The organism is Streptomyces acidicola (assembly GCF_009377235.1).
Taxonomy (GTDB): domain Bacteria; phylum Actinomycetota; class Actinomycetes; order Streptomycetales; family Streptomycetaceae; genus Streptomyces; species Streptomyces acidicola.
This window is the reverse complement of record NZ_VMNX01000024.1, coordinates 1-18,894: the sequence shown is the minus strand read 5'-3', so window position 1 is coordinate 18,894 and position 18,894 is coordinate 1. Positions and strand designations below refer to the sequence as shown.

At 73.1% G+C, this 18,894-nt stretch carries 18 protein-coding genes; all 18 read left to right on the top strand.

Annotated features, from left to right (window positions below; translation table 11 throughout):
• Positions 1-184 precede the first annotated feature (184 nt).
• The gene (gene asnB, locus FPZ41_RS09895; protein WP_152861121.1) at positions 185-2,047 is read left to right on the top strand and encodes an asparagine synthase (glutamine-hydrolyzing); all 1,863 of its coding nucleotides are present in this window, start codon (positions 185-187) and stop codon (positions 2,045-2,047) included.
• A gap of 54 nt (positions 2,048-2,101) precedes the next feature.
• Positions 2,102-3,145 carry a methyltransferase gene (locus FPZ41_RS09890; protein WP_152861119.1) on the top strand — a complete coding sequence of 348 codons (1,044 nt, stop codon included), beginning with the start codon at positions 2,102-2,104 and terminating at the stop codon, positions 3,143-3,145.
• A 69-nt stretch (positions 3,146-3,214) separates the two neighbouring features.
• Positions 3,215-4,129, top strand: a complete 915-nt coding sequence (locus tag FPZ41_RS09885) for a hypothetical protein (RefSeq protein ID WP_152861117.1) — start codon at positions 3,215-3,217, stop codon at positions 4,127-4,129.
• Positions 4,126-4,617, top strand: a complete 492-nt coding sequence (locus tag FPZ41_RS09880) for a PNPOx family protein (protein ID WP_152861114.1) — start codon at positions 4,126-4,128, stop codon at positions 4,615-4,617. The genes FPZ41_RS09885 and FPZ41_RS09880 overlap by 4 nt, the downstream gene beginning before the upstream one ends.
• 74 nt (positions 4,618-4,691) lie before the next feature.
• Positions 4,692-5,018 carry a TcmI family type II polyketide cyclase gene (locus tag FPZ41_RS09875; protein ID WP_152861112.1) on the top strand — a complete coding sequence of 109 codons (327 nt, stop codon included), beginning with the start codon at positions 4,692-4,694 and terminating at the stop codon, positions 5,016-5,018.
• Positions 5,015-5,494: a cupin domain-containing protein gene (locus FPZ41_RS09870; RefSeq protein WP_322620031.1), complete on the top strand. Its 480-nt coding sequence runs from the start codon at positions 5,015-5,017 to the stop codon at positions 5,492-5,494. The genes FPZ41_RS09875 and FPZ41_RS09870 overlap by 4 nt, the downstream gene beginning before the upstream one ends.
• The gene (locus FPZ41_RS09865) at positions 5,491-6,762 is read left to right on the top strand and encodes a beta-ketoacyl-[acyl-carrier-protein] synthase family protein (protein ID WP_152861110.1); all 1,272 of its coding nucleotides are present in this window, start codon (positions 5,491-5,493) and stop codon (positions 6,760-6,762) included. Before FPZ41_RS09870 ends, FPZ41_RS09865 begins: the two co-directional genes overlap by 4 nt.
• Positions 6,759-7,973 carry a ketosynthase chain-length factor gene (locus FPZ41_RS09860; RefSeq protein ID WP_152861109.1) on the top strand — a complete coding sequence of 405 codons (1,215 nt, stop codon included), beginning with the start codon at positions 6,759-6,761 and terminating at the stop codon, positions 7,971-7,973. Before FPZ41_RS09865 ends, FPZ41_RS09860 begins: the two co-directional genes overlap by 4 nt.
• 132 nt (positions 7,974-8,105) lie before the next feature.
• Entirely contained in the window at positions 8,106-8,369 is a 264-nt protein-coding gene (locus FPZ41_RS09855) for an acyl carrier protein (protein WP_131559523.1), read from the top strand.
• The gene (locus tag FPZ41_RS09850) at positions 8,366-8,836 is read left to right on the top strand and encodes an SRPBCC family protein (protein ID WP_322620030.1); all 471 of its coding nucleotides are present in this window, start codon (positions 8,366-8,368) and stop codon (positions 8,834-8,836) included. The genes FPZ41_RS09855 and FPZ41_RS09850 overlap by 4 nt, the downstream gene beginning before the upstream one ends.
• Positions 8,833-9,585 carry an SDR family NAD(P)-dependent oxidoreductase gene (locus FPZ41_RS09845; RefSeq protein ID WP_152861107.1) on the top strand — a complete coding sequence of 251 codons (753 nt, stop codon included), beginning with the start codon at positions 8,833-8,835 and terminating at the stop codon, positions 9,583-9,585. Before FPZ41_RS09850 ends, FPZ41_RS09845 begins: the two co-directional genes overlap by 4 nt.
• A 2-nt stretch (positions 9,586-9,587) precedes the next feature.
• The gene (locus FPZ41_RS09840) at positions 9,588-9,926 is read left to right on the top strand and encodes an antibiotic biosynthesis monooxygenase family protein (RefSeq protein WP_152861105.1); all 339 of its coding nucleotides are present in this window, start codon (positions 9,588-9,590) and stop codon (positions 9,924-9,926) included.
• Positions 9,923-10,246: an antibiotic biosynthesis monooxygenase family protein gene (locus FPZ41_RS09835; RefSeq protein ID WP_152861103.1), complete on the top strand. Its 324-nt coding sequence runs from the start codon at positions 9,923-9,925 to the stop codon at positions 10,244-10,246. Before FPZ41_RS09840 ends, FPZ41_RS09835 begins: the two co-directional genes overlap by 4 nt.
• Positions 10,243-11,283 (top strand): ketoacyl-ACP synthase III family protein, encoded by a 1,041-nt coding sequence (locus tag FPZ41_RS09830; protein WP_407698768.1) that lies wholly within the window; start codon positions 10,243-10,245, stop codon positions 11,281-11,283. The genes FPZ41_RS09835 and FPZ41_RS09830 overlap by 4 nt, the downstream gene beginning before the upstream one ends.
• The gene (locus FPZ41_RS09825; protein WP_322620029.1) at positions 11,280-12,770 is read left to right on the top strand and encodes a peptide MFS transporter; all 1,491 of its coding nucleotides are present in this window, start codon (positions 11,280-11,282) and stop codon (positions 12,768-12,770) included. The genes FPZ41_RS09830 and FPZ41_RS09825 overlap by 4 nt, the downstream gene beginning before the upstream one ends.
• Before the next feature lie 143 nt (positions 12,771-12,913).
• A complete protein-coding gene (locus FPZ41_RS09820) occupies positions 12,914-14,449 on the top strand; it encodes a multicopper oxidase family protein (protein WP_152861101.1) in 1,536 nt (511 codons plus the stop codon).
• A 128-nt stretch (positions 14,450-14,577) separates the two neighbouring features.
• On the top strand, positions 14,578-16,188 hold the full coding sequence (locus tag FPZ41_RS09815; RefSeq protein ID WP_322620028.1) for an FAD-dependent monooxygenase: 1,611 nt from the start codon (positions 14,578-14,580) through the stop codon (positions 16,186-16,188).
• A 146-nt stretch (positions 16,189-16,334) separates the two neighbouring features.
• On the top strand, positions 16,335-18,894 hold a 2,560-nt coding region (locus FPZ41_RS09810), incomplete at its 3' end, for a type I polyketide synthase (RefSeq protein WP_152861099.1).

Sequence of the window (18,894 nt, the reverse complement as noted above, 5' to 3'; positions counted from 1 at the left end):
ATCGTGGCTCGAGAAACGCCCGAGGGGTGCCGGACAGCCTGTCGGCACCGGTCGCGCCGAGCCGTGTGCGGCCCGCGTCCGCCGTACGCGCCGTACGTCGCCGGAGAGCGCGTCCCGCCCTCCGCCGCCGGGCGTGCGGTGCGACTTCACCGCCCCGGCCGACACCCCAACACGAGGAGCGCACATGTCTGGTATCGCCGGATGGGTCGACCACCGTCGCGACCTGACGCGCGAGCGGGCCACTGTCCGCGCGATGACCGCGACCATGGCCTGCCGCGGCCCCGACGGAGAGGGACTGTGGTCCAGCGAGCGCGCGGTGCTCGGCCACCGCCGCCAGATCACCGTGGCCCCGAAGGCGCCGCCCGAACCGGTCGCGTTCCTCTCCGACGGCGAGACGGTGGCGGTGGCCGCGCTCGACGGGGAGATCTACAACGCGGCCGGGCTGCGCCGGGAGCTGGAGGCGTCCGGGCACCGCTTCCGCGGCGACGGTCACACCGAGGTCGTCCTCGCCGCCTACCTGCGCTGGGGCGCGGACTGCGTACGGCGGCTGGTGGGCGTCTTCGGCATCGCCGTGTGGGACCACCGCGCCCAGGAACTGCTGCTGGCCCGGGACCGGCTCGGGAACAAGCCGATGTTCTACCACCCCACCGAGCACGGAGTGGTCTTCGGCTCGGAGCGCAAGGCGATCCTGGCCCATCCGCTCGTCGAACCGGTCGTCGACCTGGACGGCCTGCGGGAGATCCTCTCCTACGCCGGGACGCCCGGGCACGGTGTCTTCCGCGGGATGCACCAGGTCCGCCCCGGCCATCTGGTGCGGGTCAGCCGCGCGGGCCTGCGCGAGGAGACGTACTGGGCGCTCGAGGCCCGGGAGCACACCGACGACCTGGACACCACCGTGCGCACCGTACGGGAGTTGCTGGAGCAGGCGGTGGCCGAGCAGCTGGACGCCGACGTGCCGCTGTGCCTGATGCTGTCGGGCGGTCTCGACTCCAGCGGGGTGACCGCGCTCGCCGCCCGGGTGCTGCGCGAGCGGGGCGCGCCGCCGCTCAGGACGTTCACCGCCTCCTTCCGCGAGGAGAAGGAGTTCCAGGCCGACGAGGTGTGGTCGACGCCGGACGCCCCCTACGCATGGGAACTGGTCGAAAAGGTCGGGGCCGAGCACACCGACGTGGTGCTCGGCACGGAGGACTTGCTGGATCCCGTGGTGAAGGCCAACACCCTGCGGGCGAAGGACGTGCCGAGCCCGCTGGGCAACATGAACACCTCGCTGTACGTGCTCTTCCGGGCGATCCGGGAGCACGCCGACGTGGCGGTCCTCGGCGACGCCGCCGACGGGATCTTCGGCGGCACCATGTGGATGTCCATGCCGCCGCTGCTCAAGGCGCGGACGTTCCCGTGGACGGCGATGGCGCAGTGGAGCGGCGGCCGCAACGGGATGGGCACCGACCTGCTGGAGCCCGGCCTGCTGGCCAAGCTGGATGTGCCCGGCTACTGCTCCGACCGCTACCAGGAGGCGATGGCGCGCGTCCCGCACGTGCCCGGGGCCTCCGGCGAGGAGCGCCGGATGCGGGAGATCTGGTACCTCAACGTCACCAGTTGGCTGGAGACCCTGCTGCCGCACAGCGAGTCGGTGGCGCAGTCGCTGGGCCTGGCCCTGCGCCTGCCGTACTGCGACCACCGACTGGTCGAGTACGTGTTCAACGCGCCGTGGTCGATGAAGGGCTTCGACGGCCGGGAGAAGAGCCTGCTGCGGGCGGCGCTCACCGACGTCCTGCCCGAGTCGATCCTGCAGCGGCGCAAGTCGCCCTACCCGGTGACGCAGGACGTCGCGTACGCGCGCGCCCTGTGCGACGGGTTGCGCCGCCTGGCGGCCGACCGTGACGCGCCGGCCGCCGGACTGATCGACACCGAGGCGGCCCGGGTGTTCACCGAGGACCCCGAGGCCCTGGTCACCGGACCTCGTGCCTGGGTGGCCCGCACCCACGTCGAGATGCTCTTCCAGCTCAACGACTGGCTGGACCGCTACCGGGTCCGCCTGGCCCTGTGAGCCCTCAGGCCGCCCGCCGTTCTTCCATCCGCCCCACATCCCAGGGAGTTCCGCATGCCCGACACGCACGCCCCCAGCGCGTCCGACGCCACGGACGCCCCCGACGCCGCCGCCCTGCTGGAGCTCGGGCAGAGCTACTGGGCGTCCAAGACCCTGCTCAGCGCCGTCGAACTCGGACTGTTCAGCCTGCTGGCCGAAAAGCCGGCAGCGGAGCCGGAGATCCGTGAGCGGCTCTCGCTGCACCCTCGCGCCACCCGCGACTTCCTGGACGCGCTGGTCGGTCTCGGCGCGCTGGAGCGCGAGGGCGACGTCTACCGCAACAGCCCCGCCGCCGACCTCTACCTCGACCAGGCCAAGCTGCCCTACCGGGGCGGCTTCCTGAAGATGCTGAACTGGCAGTTCAACCTGTGGGCGCAGCTGACGGACCTGCTGCGCACCGGCGCGCCGCAGACGAAGGGGCCCACGCGTTTCGACGACTTCTACTCCAAGCCGGAGGCGGTCCGCGGCTTCATGATCGCCATGGACGGCGCCAACGCGCTGGTCGGGCCCGCGCTGGCCAAGGAGTTCGACTGGAGCGGCCGCACCTCGTTCATCGACATCGGCGGCGCCCGGGGCAACCTCGCCGCCGCGATCGTGAAGGAGCACCCACACCTGCGGGGCGCCAGCTTCGACCTCCCGCCGGTGGAGCCGTTCTTCGACGAGCACGTGGCCCGGCTCGGTCTCGCGGACCGGCTCGACTTCCACGCCGGCGACTTCTTCACCGGCCCGCTGCCCTCCGCCGACGTGCTGATCTTCGGCCACGTCCTGCACGACTGGAACGACGAACAGCGCCTGACCCTGCTGCGCAAGGCCTACGACGCGCTGCCCGCAGGCGGTGCGGTCCTCATCTACGACGCCCTCATCGACGACGAGCGGCGCGACCCGAAGAACCTGCTGCTCAGCCTGAACATGCAACTGGTCACCGCGGGCGGCTCCGAGTACTCCGGCGCCGACTGCCGCGGCTGGCTCGCGCAGGCGGGCTTCGAGCGCACCGAGACGCTGCCGCTGACGGACGCCGACTCCCTGATCGTCGGCCACAAGGGCGGCACGGCCGGCTAGCCGTACGGCAGCCCCTGCCCCGACTGTCACCCATCGCCGTATGCCCCACCCCGTAAGGAGACCCGTACCGTGACCTCTCTGCCCCTCAGCACCGACACCGGCCTGTCCAGGCGGCGGATGCTCCTCGGCGCCGGCCTGACCGCGGGCGCCCTGCTGGGCGCGCTGCCCGGCGCCTCCCGGGCAGCCGCGGCCCCAGCCGCGCGGTCCGGCAAGGCCTCCGTGTACGACGTCGTCGTCGCCGCGGGCTCGGTCACCGCGCCGGCCAAGGTGCCCGCCGGACCCGTGTCGTTCCGGGTCAGCACGCCCACGGAGGGCGGCATGGGGCTGCCGCTCGTCCAGCTGCGGGTCCCCATCGACAAGTACCTCGACGACCTGACCACGATGACGAACGCGCCCACGCCCGACGAGGCCGCCGCGGCCGCCGCCGTGGTCGAGAGCGAGGCGGTGAACCTCGGCGGTGCCGCGGTCCAGCCCGGCATCGACGCGGTGTTCACCCAGATCCTGTGGCCGGGCACGTACTACTTCATCGCCTACGACTTCGACAGCAGCGAGCGTCCGGTCGCGCACCGGCTGACCGTCGAGGGGGTGGGCCGCGGGGAGCCTCCCGTGCCCGTGGACGTGATCCGGCACACCCCGTCCGGGTTCTGGGTGTCCGGCGGCGGACAACTGCACGCCAACGGCACGCACCTGTGCGTCAACGACTCCGGTGTGCTCAACGAGGCCGTGCTGCTGCCCGTGCGGCCGGGCACGACCGCCGCCGAGGTGGACGCGTTCTTCGCAGCGCTGCGCGACGGCACCCCACCGCCGTCGTACCCGATCATCGGCGGTGCCGCCGGGTCCCCGCCGCTGTCCCCGGGCCGCTCGGCGCGGGTGGGGCTGCCGCTGCGGCCCGGTGGCTATGTGCTCAGCTCGTGGATCACCAGCACCACCACCGGCCGGCCCAGGGCGTTCGACGGCTTCTACAAGCTGGTGACACTGGCATGAGCGGGAGAGCCGACACCGTCGACGACTGGAAACCGCCGCCGGTCGCGATCGCCCGCGCGGCCAACCGGATCGTGCGGCCGCTGCTGATGTCGCCCCTGCACGTCCTCGTCAGCCGGCGGCTGATGCTGCTCGAGTACACCGGCCGCCGCACCGGGACCCGCTACCGGATCCCGGTGGCCTACCGGCCCTGGGGCGACGACTGCGACGAGATCCTCGCGACCAGCGTCGGCACCGGCTGGCCCGTGAACCTGCGCGGAGGCCGGCCGGTGCGGCTGCGCCTGCGGGGCCGCTGGCGGACGGCCGAACCGCGGGTCGTGGAGGACCCGGCACAGGTCGCCGACCTGCTCGGCGACCTCGCCGGCCGGCAGGGCCCGGGCGCGGTCGCCGCCCTGCGGGTCGGGCTGCCCGGCGACCGCCAGCCCACCCGTGACGAGCTGCTGCTGGCCGGCTCGCGGGTGCGGGTCGGACGGTTCCGGATCACCGGCTGACGGCTTTCAGCCGCCCTTCACACGGGCTCGAGACCCCACCAGCACGATCGACCCACAGGAACGAGGAGGCATCAATGGCGCACAGGACCCTCGTCGTCGCGAAGATGAACCCGGAGGACACCGAGGCGGTGGCCAAGATCTGGGCCGAGTCGGACGCGACCGAACTGCCGTACATGGTCGGCGTCTCGCGCCGCACCCTGTTCCGGTTCCACGGCCTGTACTTCCAGTTGGTCGAGGCCGAGCAGGACATCACCGAGAACCTCTACCGGGCCCGCAGTCACCCCCTCTACCAGGACATCCACACCAAGCTCGCCCGGTTCATGACGCCGTACGACCCCGACTGGCGCGAGCCCAAGGACGCCATGGCCGAGGCCTTCTACACCTGGACGCCCAACCGGTGAACGCCACCGGTGCCGGCGTCCCCGGCGACGAGGAGAAGAACGTGACTCCCCCACCTGTGGTGCGCAAGGTCAGCCGCGCCGCGGTCGAACCGAACCGGAAGCGCGGCGGTGACGTCCGCATCCTGCTCAGTCCGCGCACCGTCCACTCGACGTCGGGTTTCGGCGGTTCGCTCACGCTGGAGCCCGGAGAGTACGTGTGCGAGCACCTCCACCCGTACTCCGAGGAGTTCGTGTACGTCATCACCGGCCGGCTGCAGATCCGGATCGGCGAGGAGCTGATCGACCTGGCGGCGGACGACTCGGTCATGGTGCCCAAGGGCGTGCGGCACCGCATGGTCAACCTGTGCGGCGAGCCGGCCCGGGTCATCTTCCACCTGGCACCGCTGGCGCCGCGGCCCGAACTGGGCCACGTCGACACGGAGTTCCTGCCGGAGCGGTCGGACGAGCCGGCCCCGCCTGTCGGTGGCGCGCGATGAACGCCCCGCGTGTCGCCGTCACCGGCATCGGCGTGGTGGCGCCCGGAGGCGTCGGCCGTGACGCCTTCTGGTCGATGCTCACGGCGGGGCGCACCGCCACCCGGCGCATCACCTTCTTCGATCCGGCCGGCTTCCGCTGCCAGGTGGCCGCCGAGGCCGACTTCGACCCGGCCGCGCACGGGCTGAGCCCGCAGGAGATCCGGCGGATGGACCGCGCCGCCCAGCTCGCCGTCGTGGCCACCCGCGAGGCCCTGCTGGACTCCGGGCTGGACCTGGACGCCCGGGAGCCGACCCGCACCGCGGTCACCGTGGGCAACGCGGTGGGCTGCACGATGGGCCTGGAGCAGGAGTACCGGGTGGTCAGCGACGGCGGCCGCAAGTGGCTCGTCGACCACGAGTACGCGGTGCCCCATCTGTACGACTACTTCGCGCCCAGTTCGCTGGCGCGGGAGGTGGCCTGGGCGTGCGGGGCCGAGGGACCGACCGCGGTGGTCTCGTCCGGGTGCACCTCGGGCATCGACGCGCTGGGGCACGCGACGGCGCTACTGCGCGACGGCAGCGCCGATGTGGTGATCGCCGGCTCGACCGACGCGCCCATCTCCCCCATCACCCTGGCCTGCTTCGACGCCATCAAGGCCACCTCGACCTACAACGACCAGCCCGACGCGGCCTGCCGCCCCTTCGACGCGGAGCGGCGCGGGCTGGTCCTCGGGGAGGGCGCCGCCTTCTTCGTCCTGGAGTCGCTGGAGGCGGCCCGCCGCCGGGACGCGCGCGTCTACTGCGAGATCGCCGGCTACGGCGGGCGCGCCAACGGCTACCACATGACAGGGCTCAAGCCGGACGGCCGGGAGATGGCGGAGGCAATCCGGGTGGCCCTCGACGAGGCCCGGCTCGACCCGGACGCCGTCGACTACGTCAACGCCCACGGCTCGGGCACCCGGCAGAACGACCGGCACGAGACCGCGGCGGTGAAGACGACCTTGGGCGAGCACGCCTACCGGGTACCGATGAGCTCGATCAAGTCGATGGTGGGGCACTCGCTCGGCGCGATCGGTTCCATCGAGGTGGCTGCCTGCGCGCTGGCCGTCGCGCACGACGTGGTGCCGCCCACCGCCAACCTGACCCGGCCCGACCCCGAGTGCGACCTGGACTACGTGCCGGTGACGGCGCGTGAGCACCGCACGGACGTCGCGCTGTCCGTCGGCAGCGGGTTCGGTGGTTTCCAGAGCGCCATCGTGGTGGCCGACCCCGAGGCGGTGCCCGCATGACGGCCGTGGTCACGGGACTGGGCGTGATGGCCCCCAACGGAACGGACACCGAGGCGTACTGGGCGGCGACGCTGGACTGCAAGAGCGGCATCGACCGAATCGAGCGGTTCGACCCCTCGTCGTACCCGGTGACGCTGGCCGGCGAGGTCAGCGGATTCGATCCGGCGGACCATGTGCCGAGCCGGCTGCTGGTGGAAACCTCCGCCATGAGTCATCTGGCACTGGCGGCCGGGCAGATGGCGATCGAGGACGCCGGTGTGGTGCCGGCCGAGCTGCCCGAGTACGAGATGGGCGTGGTCACGGCGAACGCCACCGGCGGCGTGGAGTTCGGCCAGCGGGAGCTGCAGAACCTGTGGAACGGCTCGCCCTCGGACGTGGGCGCCTACATGTCGATCGCCTGGTTCTTCGCGGCGACCACCGGGCAGTTGTCGATCCGGCACAAGTTGCGCGGGCAGTGCGGTGTCGTGGTCAGCGAGCAGGCCGGCGGCCTCGACGCCATCGGTCAGGGCCGCCGGCTGCTGCGGAGCGGGCACCGGATGGTCATGGTGGGCGGGACCGAGTCGGCCATGTCGCCGGCGGGCCTGGTCGCCCAGTTGCCCGGGCACCTCAGCCGGCGCGACGACCCGGCCCGCGCCTATCTGCCTTTCGCCGCCGACGCCTGTGGCCATGTGCCGGGCGAGGGCGGCGCCATTCTGATCGTCGAGGACGCGCGGCGGGCCGCCGAGCGCGGTGCCGCGCACCGCTACGGCGAGATCGCCGGATACGCCGCCACCTTCGACCCGGCCCCCGGGCGCGGGCGGCCGCCGACGCTGCGCGTCGCCATGGAACGGGCCCTGGCGGACGCCGGGGTGGCCCCCGCCGATGTGGACGTGGTGTTCGCGGACGCCTCCGGGGTCCCGCACCTGGACCGCGCGGAGGCCGAGGCGATCTCGGCGGTCTTCGGCCCGCACCGGGTGCCGGTGACCGCGCCCAAGTCGATGACGGGACGGCTGTACGCCGGGGCCGGCGCCCTCGACGTGGTGGCGGCGCTGCTGTCGATCCGCGACGGCGTCGTCCCGCCCACCGCCAACGTCACCGAGCCCGGCCCGGACTACGACATCGATCTGGTGGTCGAACGCCCCCGGCGCGCGCCCGTCTCCACGGCGCTGGTGCTCGCCCGGGGGCACGGCGGCTTCAACTCCGCCCTCGTGGTCCGGGCCGTGCAGGACTGAACCCACCTAGGGGTGTTTCGAAGGTCCCGCACAGCACCCACGGCGCCCGGCACGCCGAGAGCGCGCACCGGACACCGCGGGCACCGCACAGGACTTTCGAAACACCCACTGGCACGCCAACTGGAGGAACCCATGCAGGACTTCACCCTGGACGACCTGCGGCGCGTGATGCGCGCGTCGGTGGGCGTCGACGACTCGGTGGACCTGGAGTCGGACATCGCCGGCACCGAGTTCACCGACCTGGGCTACGACTCGCTGGCCCTGCTGGAGATCGTCGCCAAGATCGACAAAGAGTACGGCACGGCCATCCCCGAGGACGCGGTCCAGGACCTGACCACGCCCGGGAAGCTGGCCGAGTACGTCCGCGGCCGGCTGCCCGGGGCGGTGGCCTCGTGACCGCCCGCACCGAGTGCTCGGTGCGCATCGACGCGCCGATGGACCTGGTCTGGGACATGACCAACGACGTGGAGTCGTGGCCGCGGCTGTTCACCGAGTACGCCCGGGTCGACGTCCTGGAGCGCGAGGGCGACACCGTGCGGTTCCGCCTGACGATGTACCCGGACGAGAACGGCGAGGTGAACAGCTGGGTCTCGCTGCGCACGGCCGACCCGGCGACCCGCACGGTGCGGGCGCACCGGGTGGAGACCGGCCCGTTCGAGTTCATGCGCCTGTTCTGGGACTACCGCGAGACCGACGGCGGCGTGGAGATGCGCTGGGTCCAGGAGTTCCACGTGAAGGAGGAGATGCCCTTCGACGACCGGGCGATGGCCGCGCACCTGGAGAAGAACAGCGCCGTGCAGATGGCGCACATCAAGGAACGCGTCGAGGCGGCCGCCGCCGCACGGACTGTGGAGAGGTCATGACGAGCGTGCAGTTGACGGACCGGAACGTGCTGGTGACGGGCGGCACCCGGGGCATCGGGCGGGCGATCGTGCTCACTCTGGCGCGGGCCGGGGCCAACGTCCTGACCTGCCACCGGCAGAAGAACGAGGCGGCCTCCTCGCTCGCCCGCGAGCTGAAGGAGATACCGGGCGAGCACCACCTGGTCCGTGCGGACGTCGGGGATCCGGCGCAGGTGCGGCGGCTGCTGGAGGAGGCGCGTTCCCGGTACGGCTCGTTGGACGCCGTTGTCAACAACGCCGGTGTCATCAGCCACATCCCCTTCGAGAAGCTTCCCGAGGGCGAGTGGCACCGGGTGCTCGACACCCATCTCACGGCCGCCTACCTGGTGACGCAGCAGGCGCTGCCGCTGCTCGGCGAGGGCGCGTCGGTGGTCAATGTGGGCTCCCGGGTGGCCACGGTCGGTCTCCCGCAGCGGGCTCACTACACGGCCGCCAAGGCCGGCCTGATCGGTCTGACCCGGTCGCTCTGCAAGGAGCTGGGCGGACGCGGAATCCGGGTCAACATGGTCGACCCGGGCGTGATCGAGACGGAGGCGGCGGCCGAACTCCCGCCCGAGCAGTACGAGGCGTTGCAGGCCCGGTACCGGGCGCTGACCTCGCTGGGGCGGCTCGGCGCCCCCGACGAGGTCGCGGACGTGGTGCTGTTCCTCGTCGGCGACCTGTCCCGGTACGTGACCGGCGGTGCCATCGCAGTGGACGGGGGGATCTGAGGATGCCGGACAACGACGGCGAGCTCTTCCGGGTCCTGCTGCGGTTCGAGATCAACCCGGGGATGGAGGCGGACTTCGAGCGCACCTGGCTGTCCATCGGCAACGTCATCACCGGGCACCCGGCCAACCTGGGCCAGCGGCTGATGCGCAGCGCCGAGGAGGAGTCGGTGTACTACGTGATCAGCGACTGGGTCGACGAGAAGCACTTCAGGGAGTTCGAGCACAGCGACGCCCATGTGGAGCACCGTACGAAGCTGCATCCGTACCGGCGCGGCGGCGCCATGCACATCATGAGCGGGGTGCACTTCCTGCCCTCGGCCTCCGCCGGGGGCGCCCGATGACCGCTCGGGCCCGTGTGCTGCTGTGGCACCGGGCCCCCGCGGACGACCCGGGCGCGGTGGAACAGGCGTACGAGCAGATCAGCCGCCATCTCTCGGGCACGCCGGGGCTGTTCGGCAATGAGCTGCTGCGGTCCGCGGACGATCCGGGCAGCCTGGTCGTGATGAGCGAGTGGGAGAGCCTCGCGGCCTTCCGGGCCTGGGAGGAGACCACTCAGCACCGGCCGTCCACCTCGCCGCTGCGCCCCTACCAGGACCGTGCGCGGGAGAGGTTCTTCGAGGTGTACGAGGTCGTCGCCGCCTTCGTGGAGGCGCCCACGTGAGCCTCACCGACCTCTACATCGCCGGCGTCGGCCGTCGGCTCCCGCCGGCGATGACCGTGGCCGAGGCCGCCGGGCCGCGCCGGCGACGGGCGCTGTGGCGTACCGAGGTCGAGTCGGTCCGGGTCTCCCGCGGGGAGTCCGGGCCCGAGATGGCGGCGCGGGCGGCCCGGGCGGCCCTGGCGCAGTCCGGGTCCGCCCCCGCCGACATCGACCTGGTGCTGCACGCCACCACCTTCCATCAGGGCCACGACATGTGGGCGCCCGCGTCCTATGTGCAACGGACGGCCCTGGGCAACACCTGCCCGGCGATCGAGGTGCGCCAGATGTCCAACGGCGGGATGGCCGCCCTGGACCTGGCGGCCGGCTACCTCGCCGGCGCCCCGGAGCGCTCCGGGGCCCTGATCACCACCGGGGACCGGTTCTGCCCGCCGGGCTTCGACCGCTGGCGCAGCGACGCAGGCACCCCGTACGGCGACGGCGGGACGGCCCTGGTGCTGTCGCGGCGGGGCGGTTTCGCGCGGGTGCGGGCCCTGGCGACGCACTCCGATCCGGGGCTGGAGCGGATGCACCGGGGTGACGACCCGTTCAGCGAGGCGCCGTTCGCGGTCCGCCGGCCGGTCGACCTGGAGCCGCCGCGCCGCGACTTCGTGGCCGCGACCGGCCTGGACACCGTGCTCGGCCGAATCGACGACGGCCAGCGCGCGGTGCTCAAGCGCTGCCTGGCCGACGCCGGGGTGACGGCGGCGGACCTGGACTGGTTCGTGCTGCCGCACCTGGGCCGTCCCCGTCTGGAGGCCCATTTCCTGGGGCCGCTCGGCATCGACGTGGACAGGACGACGTGGTCGTGGGGCCGGCGCGTGGGACACCTGGGCGCCGGGGACCAGTTCGCGGGCTTCGGGCACCTGGTGGACTCCGGCACGCTGGCACCGGGTCAGCTGTGCCTGCTGGCCGGGGTGGGCGCCGGTTTCTCCTGGTCCTGTGCGGTCGTGGAGCTGCTGCACCGGCCGGAGACGGCCGGCGGCGAGGAGACGCGGTGAGCGGGCGGGCGCGTACCGGATTCCTGGGACAGCCGCGCTGGTTCGGCACCCTGTTCGTGGTCGACCTGTGGGAGCGGTTCAGCTTCTTCGGGATGCTGGCCATCCTCTACCTCTATCTGGTGGCGGACCCGGACGAGGGCGGCCTCGGTCTGCCGGAGACCGACGCCGCGGCGCTGTCCGGTCTGTACATGGCCCTCGTCTTCATGTCGGCGCTGCCGGGCGGCTGGCTGGCCGACCGGCTGTTCGGCGCGCGCCGGGCCACGCTGTACGGCGGGCTGCTGATCACCGCGGGACACGGCCTGCTGGCCGTGCCGTCCGAGGGGTGGCTGTATCCGGGGCTCGGGCTGGTGATCGTGGGCAGCGGACTGGTCAAGCCCGGTATGGCGGCGATGGTCGGCCGCCTGTACCAGGGACGCCCGGAGCGCCGGGAGGCGGCGTTCTCCCTCTTCTACATGAGCATCCAGGTCAGCGCGCTCCTCGCGCCCCTGGTGACGGGCTTCCTCGGGGAGACGGTCCACTGGCATCTGGGGTTCGGCGCCGCGGCGCTGGGCATGGTCATCGGCGTGGTCTGCTACGCGGCCGGGTGGTCGCACTTCGGTGACGTGGGCGCACGGCCGGAACGACCGCTGGCCGACGGGGAGTTGCGGCGGGTGTTGTGCCACGCCGGACTGCTCGGCGGGTTGCCCGTGGCGGCGGTGACGGTCGCCGCGGTGAGCGGCGCGCTGCCGCTGGAGCGGGTGCTGATGCTGGTCGGGCTGGTCGTGCTGGCGGTCCCGGTGCTGTACTACCGGGCGCTGCTGCGGGCACCGGCGGTCGGCCCCGTGGAGCGGGTACGGCTGCGGGCGATGGCCTGGATGCTGTCGGCGTCCTCGGTGTTCTGGCTGCTGTTCGCCCAGGGGCCCGCGCTGCTCAACCTGTTCGCGCGGGACGACGTGGACCGCACCCTGGGGACGTTCGAGGTGCCGGCCAGCTGGTTCCAGTCCGTGCAGCCGCTGTTCCTGCTGTTGCTGTCGCCGGTCGCGGCCGCGCTGTGGGTGCTGCTGGGCCGCCGGGCGGGCGCGCCGGCCAAGTTCGCCGCCGGACTGCTGCTGGGCGGCGCGGCTTTCGTGGCGATGGCCGCGGCGGCGTCCGCCGCGGCCCAGGGTCGGGTGTCGCCGCTGTGGCTGGTGGTCGTCTATCTGCTGTTGGTCTGCGGTGAACTGGCCGTCGCGCCGATCGGGCTGAGTCTGGCGGCCGAGGTCGCCCCGCCCGGCTACGCGGGCCGGATGCTCGGCCTGTTCTGGCTCTTCGCCGCCGTGGGCGCGGCCGCCGGCGGCCGGCTGGCACAGCTGGTCGACGTCGTCCCGGACGCCGTCTACTACCTGCTGCTGGCCGTGCTGGGGCTGCTGGCGGGCACCGCGCTCGCTGCCGCCTCGGGACCGTTGCGCGCCCGGCTCGCCGTGCACGCCGACGCCGGAGCGCCGGCACCCACCCGGAGCGTGTCCTGAGGACAGTGCCTGGATACGCCGCGGCTCTCCATAGGTAGAAGCGCTATATGTAGAATGTCTAGTGACGCGGGGGCCGGCCGTCGGCACGCGCACCGGTCGGACGCACACCGGCGGCCGCTCCCACCATCAGTGAGGAGCCTGGGATGTCCCTGACCCGTCGGAAGATGCTGCGGCTCGCCGGGGGCGCCGCCGTGGCACTGCCCGTCGCGTCCGCCCTGACCGGTTGCAGCGACGAGGGAGGGAGCACGGGCGCGTTGCGCAAGAGCCGGGCCCGCACCCCCGCCCCCTTCAAGACACCGCTGCCCGTCCCGTCCGTCCTGAAGCCCTCCAGAACACAGGGAGGCGTCGACTACTACGACATCGTCCAGAAGCCCGCCCAAGTGGAGATCCTGCCCGGCATCAAGACGGAGATCTGGGGCTACAACGGCCAGTTCCCGGGGCCCACGCTCACCACCCGCAGCGGTCGGCCGATCGTCGTACGCCACACCAACGAGCTCGAGGTGCCGGTCGCCGTCCATCTGCACGGCGGCAAGACCCCGCCCGAGCACGACGGCTTCCCGACCGACCTGATCCTGCCGGGCAGCGGCTGGGACGGGCACGACGCCCACGGCGGCGACATCTCCCGTGGCAGCCGGGAGTACCACTACCCGCTGGAGCAGCCGGCCGCGACCCTCTGGTACCACGACCACCGGATGGACTTCACCGGCCCGCAGGTCTACCACGGCCTCGCCGGCTTCCACCTCGTCCACGACGAGGCGGAGGACAACCTCCCGCTGCCCAAGGGCGAGCGCGACATCCCGCTGTTGATATGCGACCGCTCGTTCACGGCGGACGGCGCCTTCGACTACCCGGCCGTCGACCCGAGTCCGAAGGGCGAGCACGGTGTCACCGAGGACTTCATGGAGGGCGTCCTCGGCGACGTCATCCTGGTGAACGGGGCGCCCTGGCCGGTCCTGGAGGTCGACGCCGCCCGCTACCGCTTCCGGCTGCTCAACGCCTCCAACGCCCGCCGCTACCGGCTCGCCCTCGACCCCGGCCCGCAGTCGGGCAACGCCTTCGTGCAGGTCGGCAGCGACGTGGGGCTGCTGGGCCGGCCCATCGGGCACGACGAGATCCAGATGGCCCCGGCCGAACGCTTCGACGTGGTGGTGGACTTCTCCAAGTTCCCCGTCGGCACCCGGATAGCCATGGTCAACAAGCTGGACGACGGCGACACCGGCAAGGTCATGCAGTTCCACGTGGTGCGCAAGGCCTCCGACAACAGCCGGGTGCCCACGAAACTCGTCGACTTCGAGCCGCTCAGCCGTTCCTCCGCCACCGTGACCCGCAAGTTCGACTTCAACCAGCGCAGCGACGACGGCTGGGACATCAACGGGAAGACGTACGACCCCGAGCGGGACGACGCCGCACCGGAACTCGGCGCGACCGAGATCTGGCGCTTCGACGGCGACGCCCACCATCCGGTCCATCTGCACCTCGCCCACTTCCAGGTGCTCAGCCGCAACCAGAACGACCCGGGCCCCTACGATTCGGGCTGGAAGGACACCATCGACCTGGAGTCCGGCAAGGAGATGGAGATCATCGCCCGCTTCACCGGCTACCGCGGCAGGTACGTCTTCCACTGCCACAACCTGGAGCACGAGGACATGGGGATGATGGCCAACTTCCGGGTGATGTGAAGCCCCCGGGCCCGAGCCCCGGGTCCCGGCGCGCGAGCGCGGTTCGAGCCGTCCTTCACAGGGCGCTGTCAGGCTCGCCGGGACCTGGGGCCCCGGCCGGGGCCCGGCACTCGCGGAAGGGGCCTGACGTGCACGAGGACACCACTCCCGTTCTGGTCGTCGGCGGCGGCCTGGTCGGACTGTCCGCGTCGTTGTTCCTGTCCTGGCACGGCGTGCGGCACATCCTGGTCGAGCGGCACGCCGGCACCTCCGTCCATCCCCGCGCGTGGGGGCTGTACCCGCGCACCCTGGAACTGCTCGATGCCGTCGGCGCGAGCGACGATCTGCTGGCCGAGGCGGCCGGGTTCGCCGGACACACCCTCAACGGCAAGGTCGAGTCGTTGACCGGGCGGGAGATCTCGGTGACCCGCATCCCGGAACCCGAGGACGTCGGCGACATCAGCCCCGTGGCCCGCGTCCTCTCGCTGAGCCAGGACCGCATCGAGCCGATCCTGCTGCGCCGCGCCCGCGAGCTCGGCGCCGAGGTGCGCTTCGGCACCGAGCTGCGCGAACCGGAGCAGGACGCCGACGGCGTCACCGCCACGCTGCACGACCGGGACACCGGCGCCGAGCGACGTGTGCGGGCGCGGTACCTGGTCGCGGCCGACGGCGCCCACAGCCCGGTGCGCGAACGCCTCGGCATCGCCCGGCAGGGCCGCGGCACCCTGCGCCACCAGATCAGCATCGTCTTCCGCGCCGACCTGCGCGGCCCGCTGGGCGAACGCCGCTTCGCCGTGTGCCGGATCGCCAGCCCGCTGGTGGACGGGGTGCTGGGGCACGACGACACCCTGCGCAGGGGCACACTCATCGTCACCCACGACCCGCGCACCGACCCGTTCGCGTCCTACACCCCCGAGCGCTGCACGGAGTTGGTGCGCGCCGCCGTCGGCGTACCCGACCTGCCCGTGGAGATCGTGAGCACGCTGCCGTGGGAGATGGCCGCCCTGGTCGCCGAGCGCTACACCGAGGGCCGGATCTTCCTCGTCGGCGACGCCGCCCACGTCATACCACCGGTGGGCGGCTACGGCGCCAACACCGGGATCCAGGACGCCCACAACCTCGCCTGGAAGCTGGCCGCCGTGCTGCAGGGACAGGCCGGGCAGGCACTGCTCGACACCTACGACACCGAGCGCCTCCCCGTGGGGCGGGCGACCATGCGCCAGGCGGCGCTGCGGCTCGCGGCCCGGGCCGGCAACGGCGGGGCACCGGGGGGCGCGGCCGTCGCGGACACCCTGAGCGTCATGTTCGGATACCGCTACCGGTCGGCTGCGGTGATCGCCGACGAGGGTGAACAGACGGACGCCGCGGCCGACTTCACCGAGCCCCGCACCCTGTCGGGCGCCCCCGGCACCCGGGCACCGCACCTGTGGCTGGGCACGGAGGACGGCCGTACGGTCTCCACGCTCTCGCTGGTGGGCCGTCGGCCGTTGCTCATGGCGGGCGCCAAGGCCGCGGAGTGGTACGACGCCGCGCACGCGGTGGCCCGGAGGACCGGTGTCGCCCTCGACGTCCTGCGTCTGGGCGAGGACGTCACGGAGCGGGAGCGGTCCTGGCACGACGCCATGGGGGTGACGGAGACCGGCGCGGTCCTGCTGCGCCCCGACGGCTTCGTCGCCTGGCGTACGACGGCCGCGCTCCCCTCCCCCGAGCACGCCCTGGAGACGGTCCTCACCCGTGTCCTCGCCCGGGACGGCAGCTGAACCACGGCGTGTTCGGGAGGGCGCCGGCCACGGGCGCCCGCAGGGCCGTCCGCGCCCGTGCACACCAACGATTCTTCAGGCGTCTTCCATGTCCCGCCCCCACGATCGGCTGGCACAGCGACCCGACCCACGAGGGAGCACCCACCATGAGCACCTCCGTGCGTCCCGACCCGATCGCAGTGATCGGCATGGCCTGCCGGCTGCCCGGCGCGCCGAACCCCGGCGCCTTCTGGGAGCTGCTGCGCGAGAGCCGCGACGCCCTCACCGAAGCGCCGCCGGAGCGGTACGGCGGTCCGGGCACGGCGCCGCGCGGCGGCTTCCTGTCCGACGTGGCCGGTTTCGACGCCGACTTCTTCGGAATCTCCCCGCGTGAGGCCACCGCCATGGACCCCCAGCAGCGGCTGATGCTGGAGTTGGCCTGGGAGGCCCTGGAGGACGCGTACGTCGTACCCGACAGGCTCCGCGGCACGCACACCGGTGTCTTCGTGGGTGCGATGGCCGACGACTACGCACAGCTGTCCCACGCGCGAGGCGGCGCCGCCGTCACCCCGCACACCCTGCCGGGCCTGCTCCGCGGCCTCATCGCCAACCGGATCAGCCACGTCCTGGGGCTGGGCGGGCCCAGTCTCACCGTGGACACCGGCCAGTCGTCCGGCCTCGCCGCGGTGCACGTGGCCTGCGCGTCCCTGTGGCGTGAGGAGACCGACGCCGCGCTCGTGGGGGCCGTGCACCTCAACCTCGCTGCCGGGGGCCTCCTCGCGGCCCAGCGTTCCGGGGCGTTGTCGCCGGACGGCCGCTGCCACACCTTCGACGTCCGGGCCAACGGTTACGCGCGGGGCGAGGGCGGCGTCCTGGTGGTGCTCAAGCCGCTCACCCGGGCCCTCGCCGACGGCGACCGCGTGCACTGCGTCGTCCTCGGTTCGGCCATGACCACCGACGGCGGTCCGGACCCGCTGACGGTGCCCGGCCGCCGGGCCCAGGAGGAGGTGCTGCGCCGCGCCTGCGCGGCGGCCGGCGTCGCCCCCGACCGGGTGCGGTACGTCGAACTGCACGGCACCGGGACGCGGGTCGGCGACCCTGTGGAGGCCGCGGCTCTGGGCGCCGTCCTCGGTATTGGCCGCGAACCCGCCGACGCGCTGCGTGTGGGGTCGGCGAAGACCAACGTGGGGCATCTGGAGGGTGCCGCCGGCATGGTGGGCCTGCTCAAGACGGCCCTGTGCCTGCGCCACGGGCAGCTCGTTCCCAGCCTCCACTTCGGCACCGCGAACCCGGCCATTCCCCTCATCGACCTGGGCCTGCGCGTCCAGACGACCCTCACGGACTGGCCCCGCCCGGACGAACCCCCGCTCGCGGGCGTGTCCTCCTTCGGGATGGGCGGAGCGAACTGCCATGTCGTACTCGGCGCACCGCCACCGGAGGCGGTCACCGGCAGGGGGCCCGTCCAGGCCGCGCCCGGCGCGGCCCAGGAGGGGCTCGTGGCGGAGGAGAGCACAGCGGACGCGCCGCACGCGGCCTCGGACACGCCGTCGGAAGAGACACGCCCTCGACCGCACGCCCCTGGCGCGGCGCCCGGCATGCCCTGCCCCGGCCCCACGCCGGTGCCGTGGCTGCTGTCCGCCCGTACCGCATCCGCCCTGCGGGCCCAGGCCCGTGCCCTGGCCGATCACCTGCGCCGCCGCCCTGCGACCGACCCCTCCGCGGCCGCCCGCACACTGGCCACCGGCCGCGCCCATCACGATCAACGGGCCGTACTGCGGGTGCCCGCCGGGCTGTTGCCCACGGACGCGCTCGACGCGCTCGCCGAGGGGCGCCCCGATCCGTCGGTTCTCCGGGCCCGTGCCCGTGCCGGGGCCGGGCTCGCGGTGCTGTTCACCGGCCAGGGGGTTCACTGGCCGGGCGCGGGCCGCGGCCTGTATGCGGCCTTCCCCGCCTTCGCGCGGGCCCTGGACGAGGTCTGCGAGCAGTTCGACCCGCATCTCGACCGGCCACTGCGCGACCTGCTGCTCCACCCTGCGGACACGGACGACTTCGTCCAGCGGACCGACCACGCCCAACCCGCCCTGTTCGCCCTGGAGACGGCGCTGCTGCGGTTGTTGGAGTCCTGGGGCCTGCGACCGGCCGTGCTCGCCGGGCACTCCGTCGGCGAGCTGACCGCCGCGTACGCGGCGGGCGTGTTCTCGCTGCGGGACGCGGCCGCGCTGGTCGCCACCCGGGGCCGGCTGATGCACGGGGCCCCGGGCGAGGGAGCGATGCTCGCCGTCCAGGCGACGGAGGAGGAGGCACGGGCCGCCCTGCCCGCCGGCGCCGTCGACATCGCCGCTGTCAACGCGCCCGGGTCCGTGGTCGTCTCGGGCACGGTCGAGGCGGTCGAGCAGGTCGCCGCGCACTGGACCGCGCGGGGCCGCAGAACCCGGCGGCTGCGCGTCGGGCATGCCTTCCACTCGCCGCTGATGGAGCCCGTCCTGGAGGAGTTCCGGCGGGTGGCCCGCACTGTCGACTACCGGCCGCCGCGGCTCCCGGTCCTGTCGAACGTCACCGGTGCCCTGGCCACCCCCGAGCAGTTGTGTTCGCCGGACTACTGGACCCGGCACGTCAGGGCCACCGTCCGGTTCGCCGACGCGGTGAGCGCGCTCGACGCGCACGGGACCGGCGCCTACGTGGAGCTCGGCCCCGAACCGGCCCTCACCCCCCAGGCCGCCCGCTGTC

Bases quoted from the DNA above. Each gene is read 5' to 3' on its own strand.
- FPZ41_RS09875 (WP_152861112.1), top strand. From the start codon at position 4,692: ATGGCGCACAGGACCCTCGTCGTCGCGAAGATGAACCCGGAGGACACC.
- FPZ41_RS09865 (WP_152861110.1), top strand. From the start codon at position 5,491: ATGAACGCCCCGCGTGTCGCCGTCACCGGCATCGGCGTGGTGGCGCCC.
- FPZ41_RS09860 (WP_152861109.1), top strand. From the start codon at position 6,759: ATGACGGCCGTGGTCACGGGACTGGGCGTGATGGCCCCCAACGGAACG.
- FPZ41_RS09880 (WP_152861114.1), top strand. From the start codon at position 4,126: ATGAGCGGGAGAGCCGACACCGTCGACGACTGGAAACCGCCGCCGGTC.
- FPZ41_RS09855 (WP_131559523.1), top strand. From the start codon at position 8,106: ATGCAGGACTTCACCCTGGACGACCTGCGGCGCGTGATGCGCGCGTCG.
- FPZ41_RS09820 (WP_152861101.1), top strand. From the start codon at position 12,914: ATGTCCCTGACCCGTCGGAAGATGCTGCGGCTCGCCGGGGGCGCCGCC.
- FPZ41_RS09835 (WP_152861103.1), top strand. From the start codon at position 9,923: ATGACCGCTCGGGCCCGTGTGCTGCTGTGGCACCGGGCCCCCGCGGAC.
- asnB (WP_152861121.1), top strand. From the start codon at position 185: ATGTCTGGTATCGCCGGATGGGTCGACCACCGTCGCGACCTGACGCGC.
- FPZ41_RS09840 (WP_152861105.1), top strand. From the start codon at position 9,588: ATGCCGGACAACGACGGCGAGCTCTTCCGGGTCCTGCTGCGGTTCGAG.
- FPZ41_RS09845 (WP_152861107.1), top strand. From the start codon at position 8,833: ATGACGAGCGTGCAGTTGACGGACCGGAACGTGCTGGTGACGGGCGGC.
- FPZ41_RS09890 (WP_152861119.1), top strand. From the start codon at position 2,102: ATGCCCGACACGCACGCCCCCAGCGCGTCCGACGCCACGGACGCCCCC.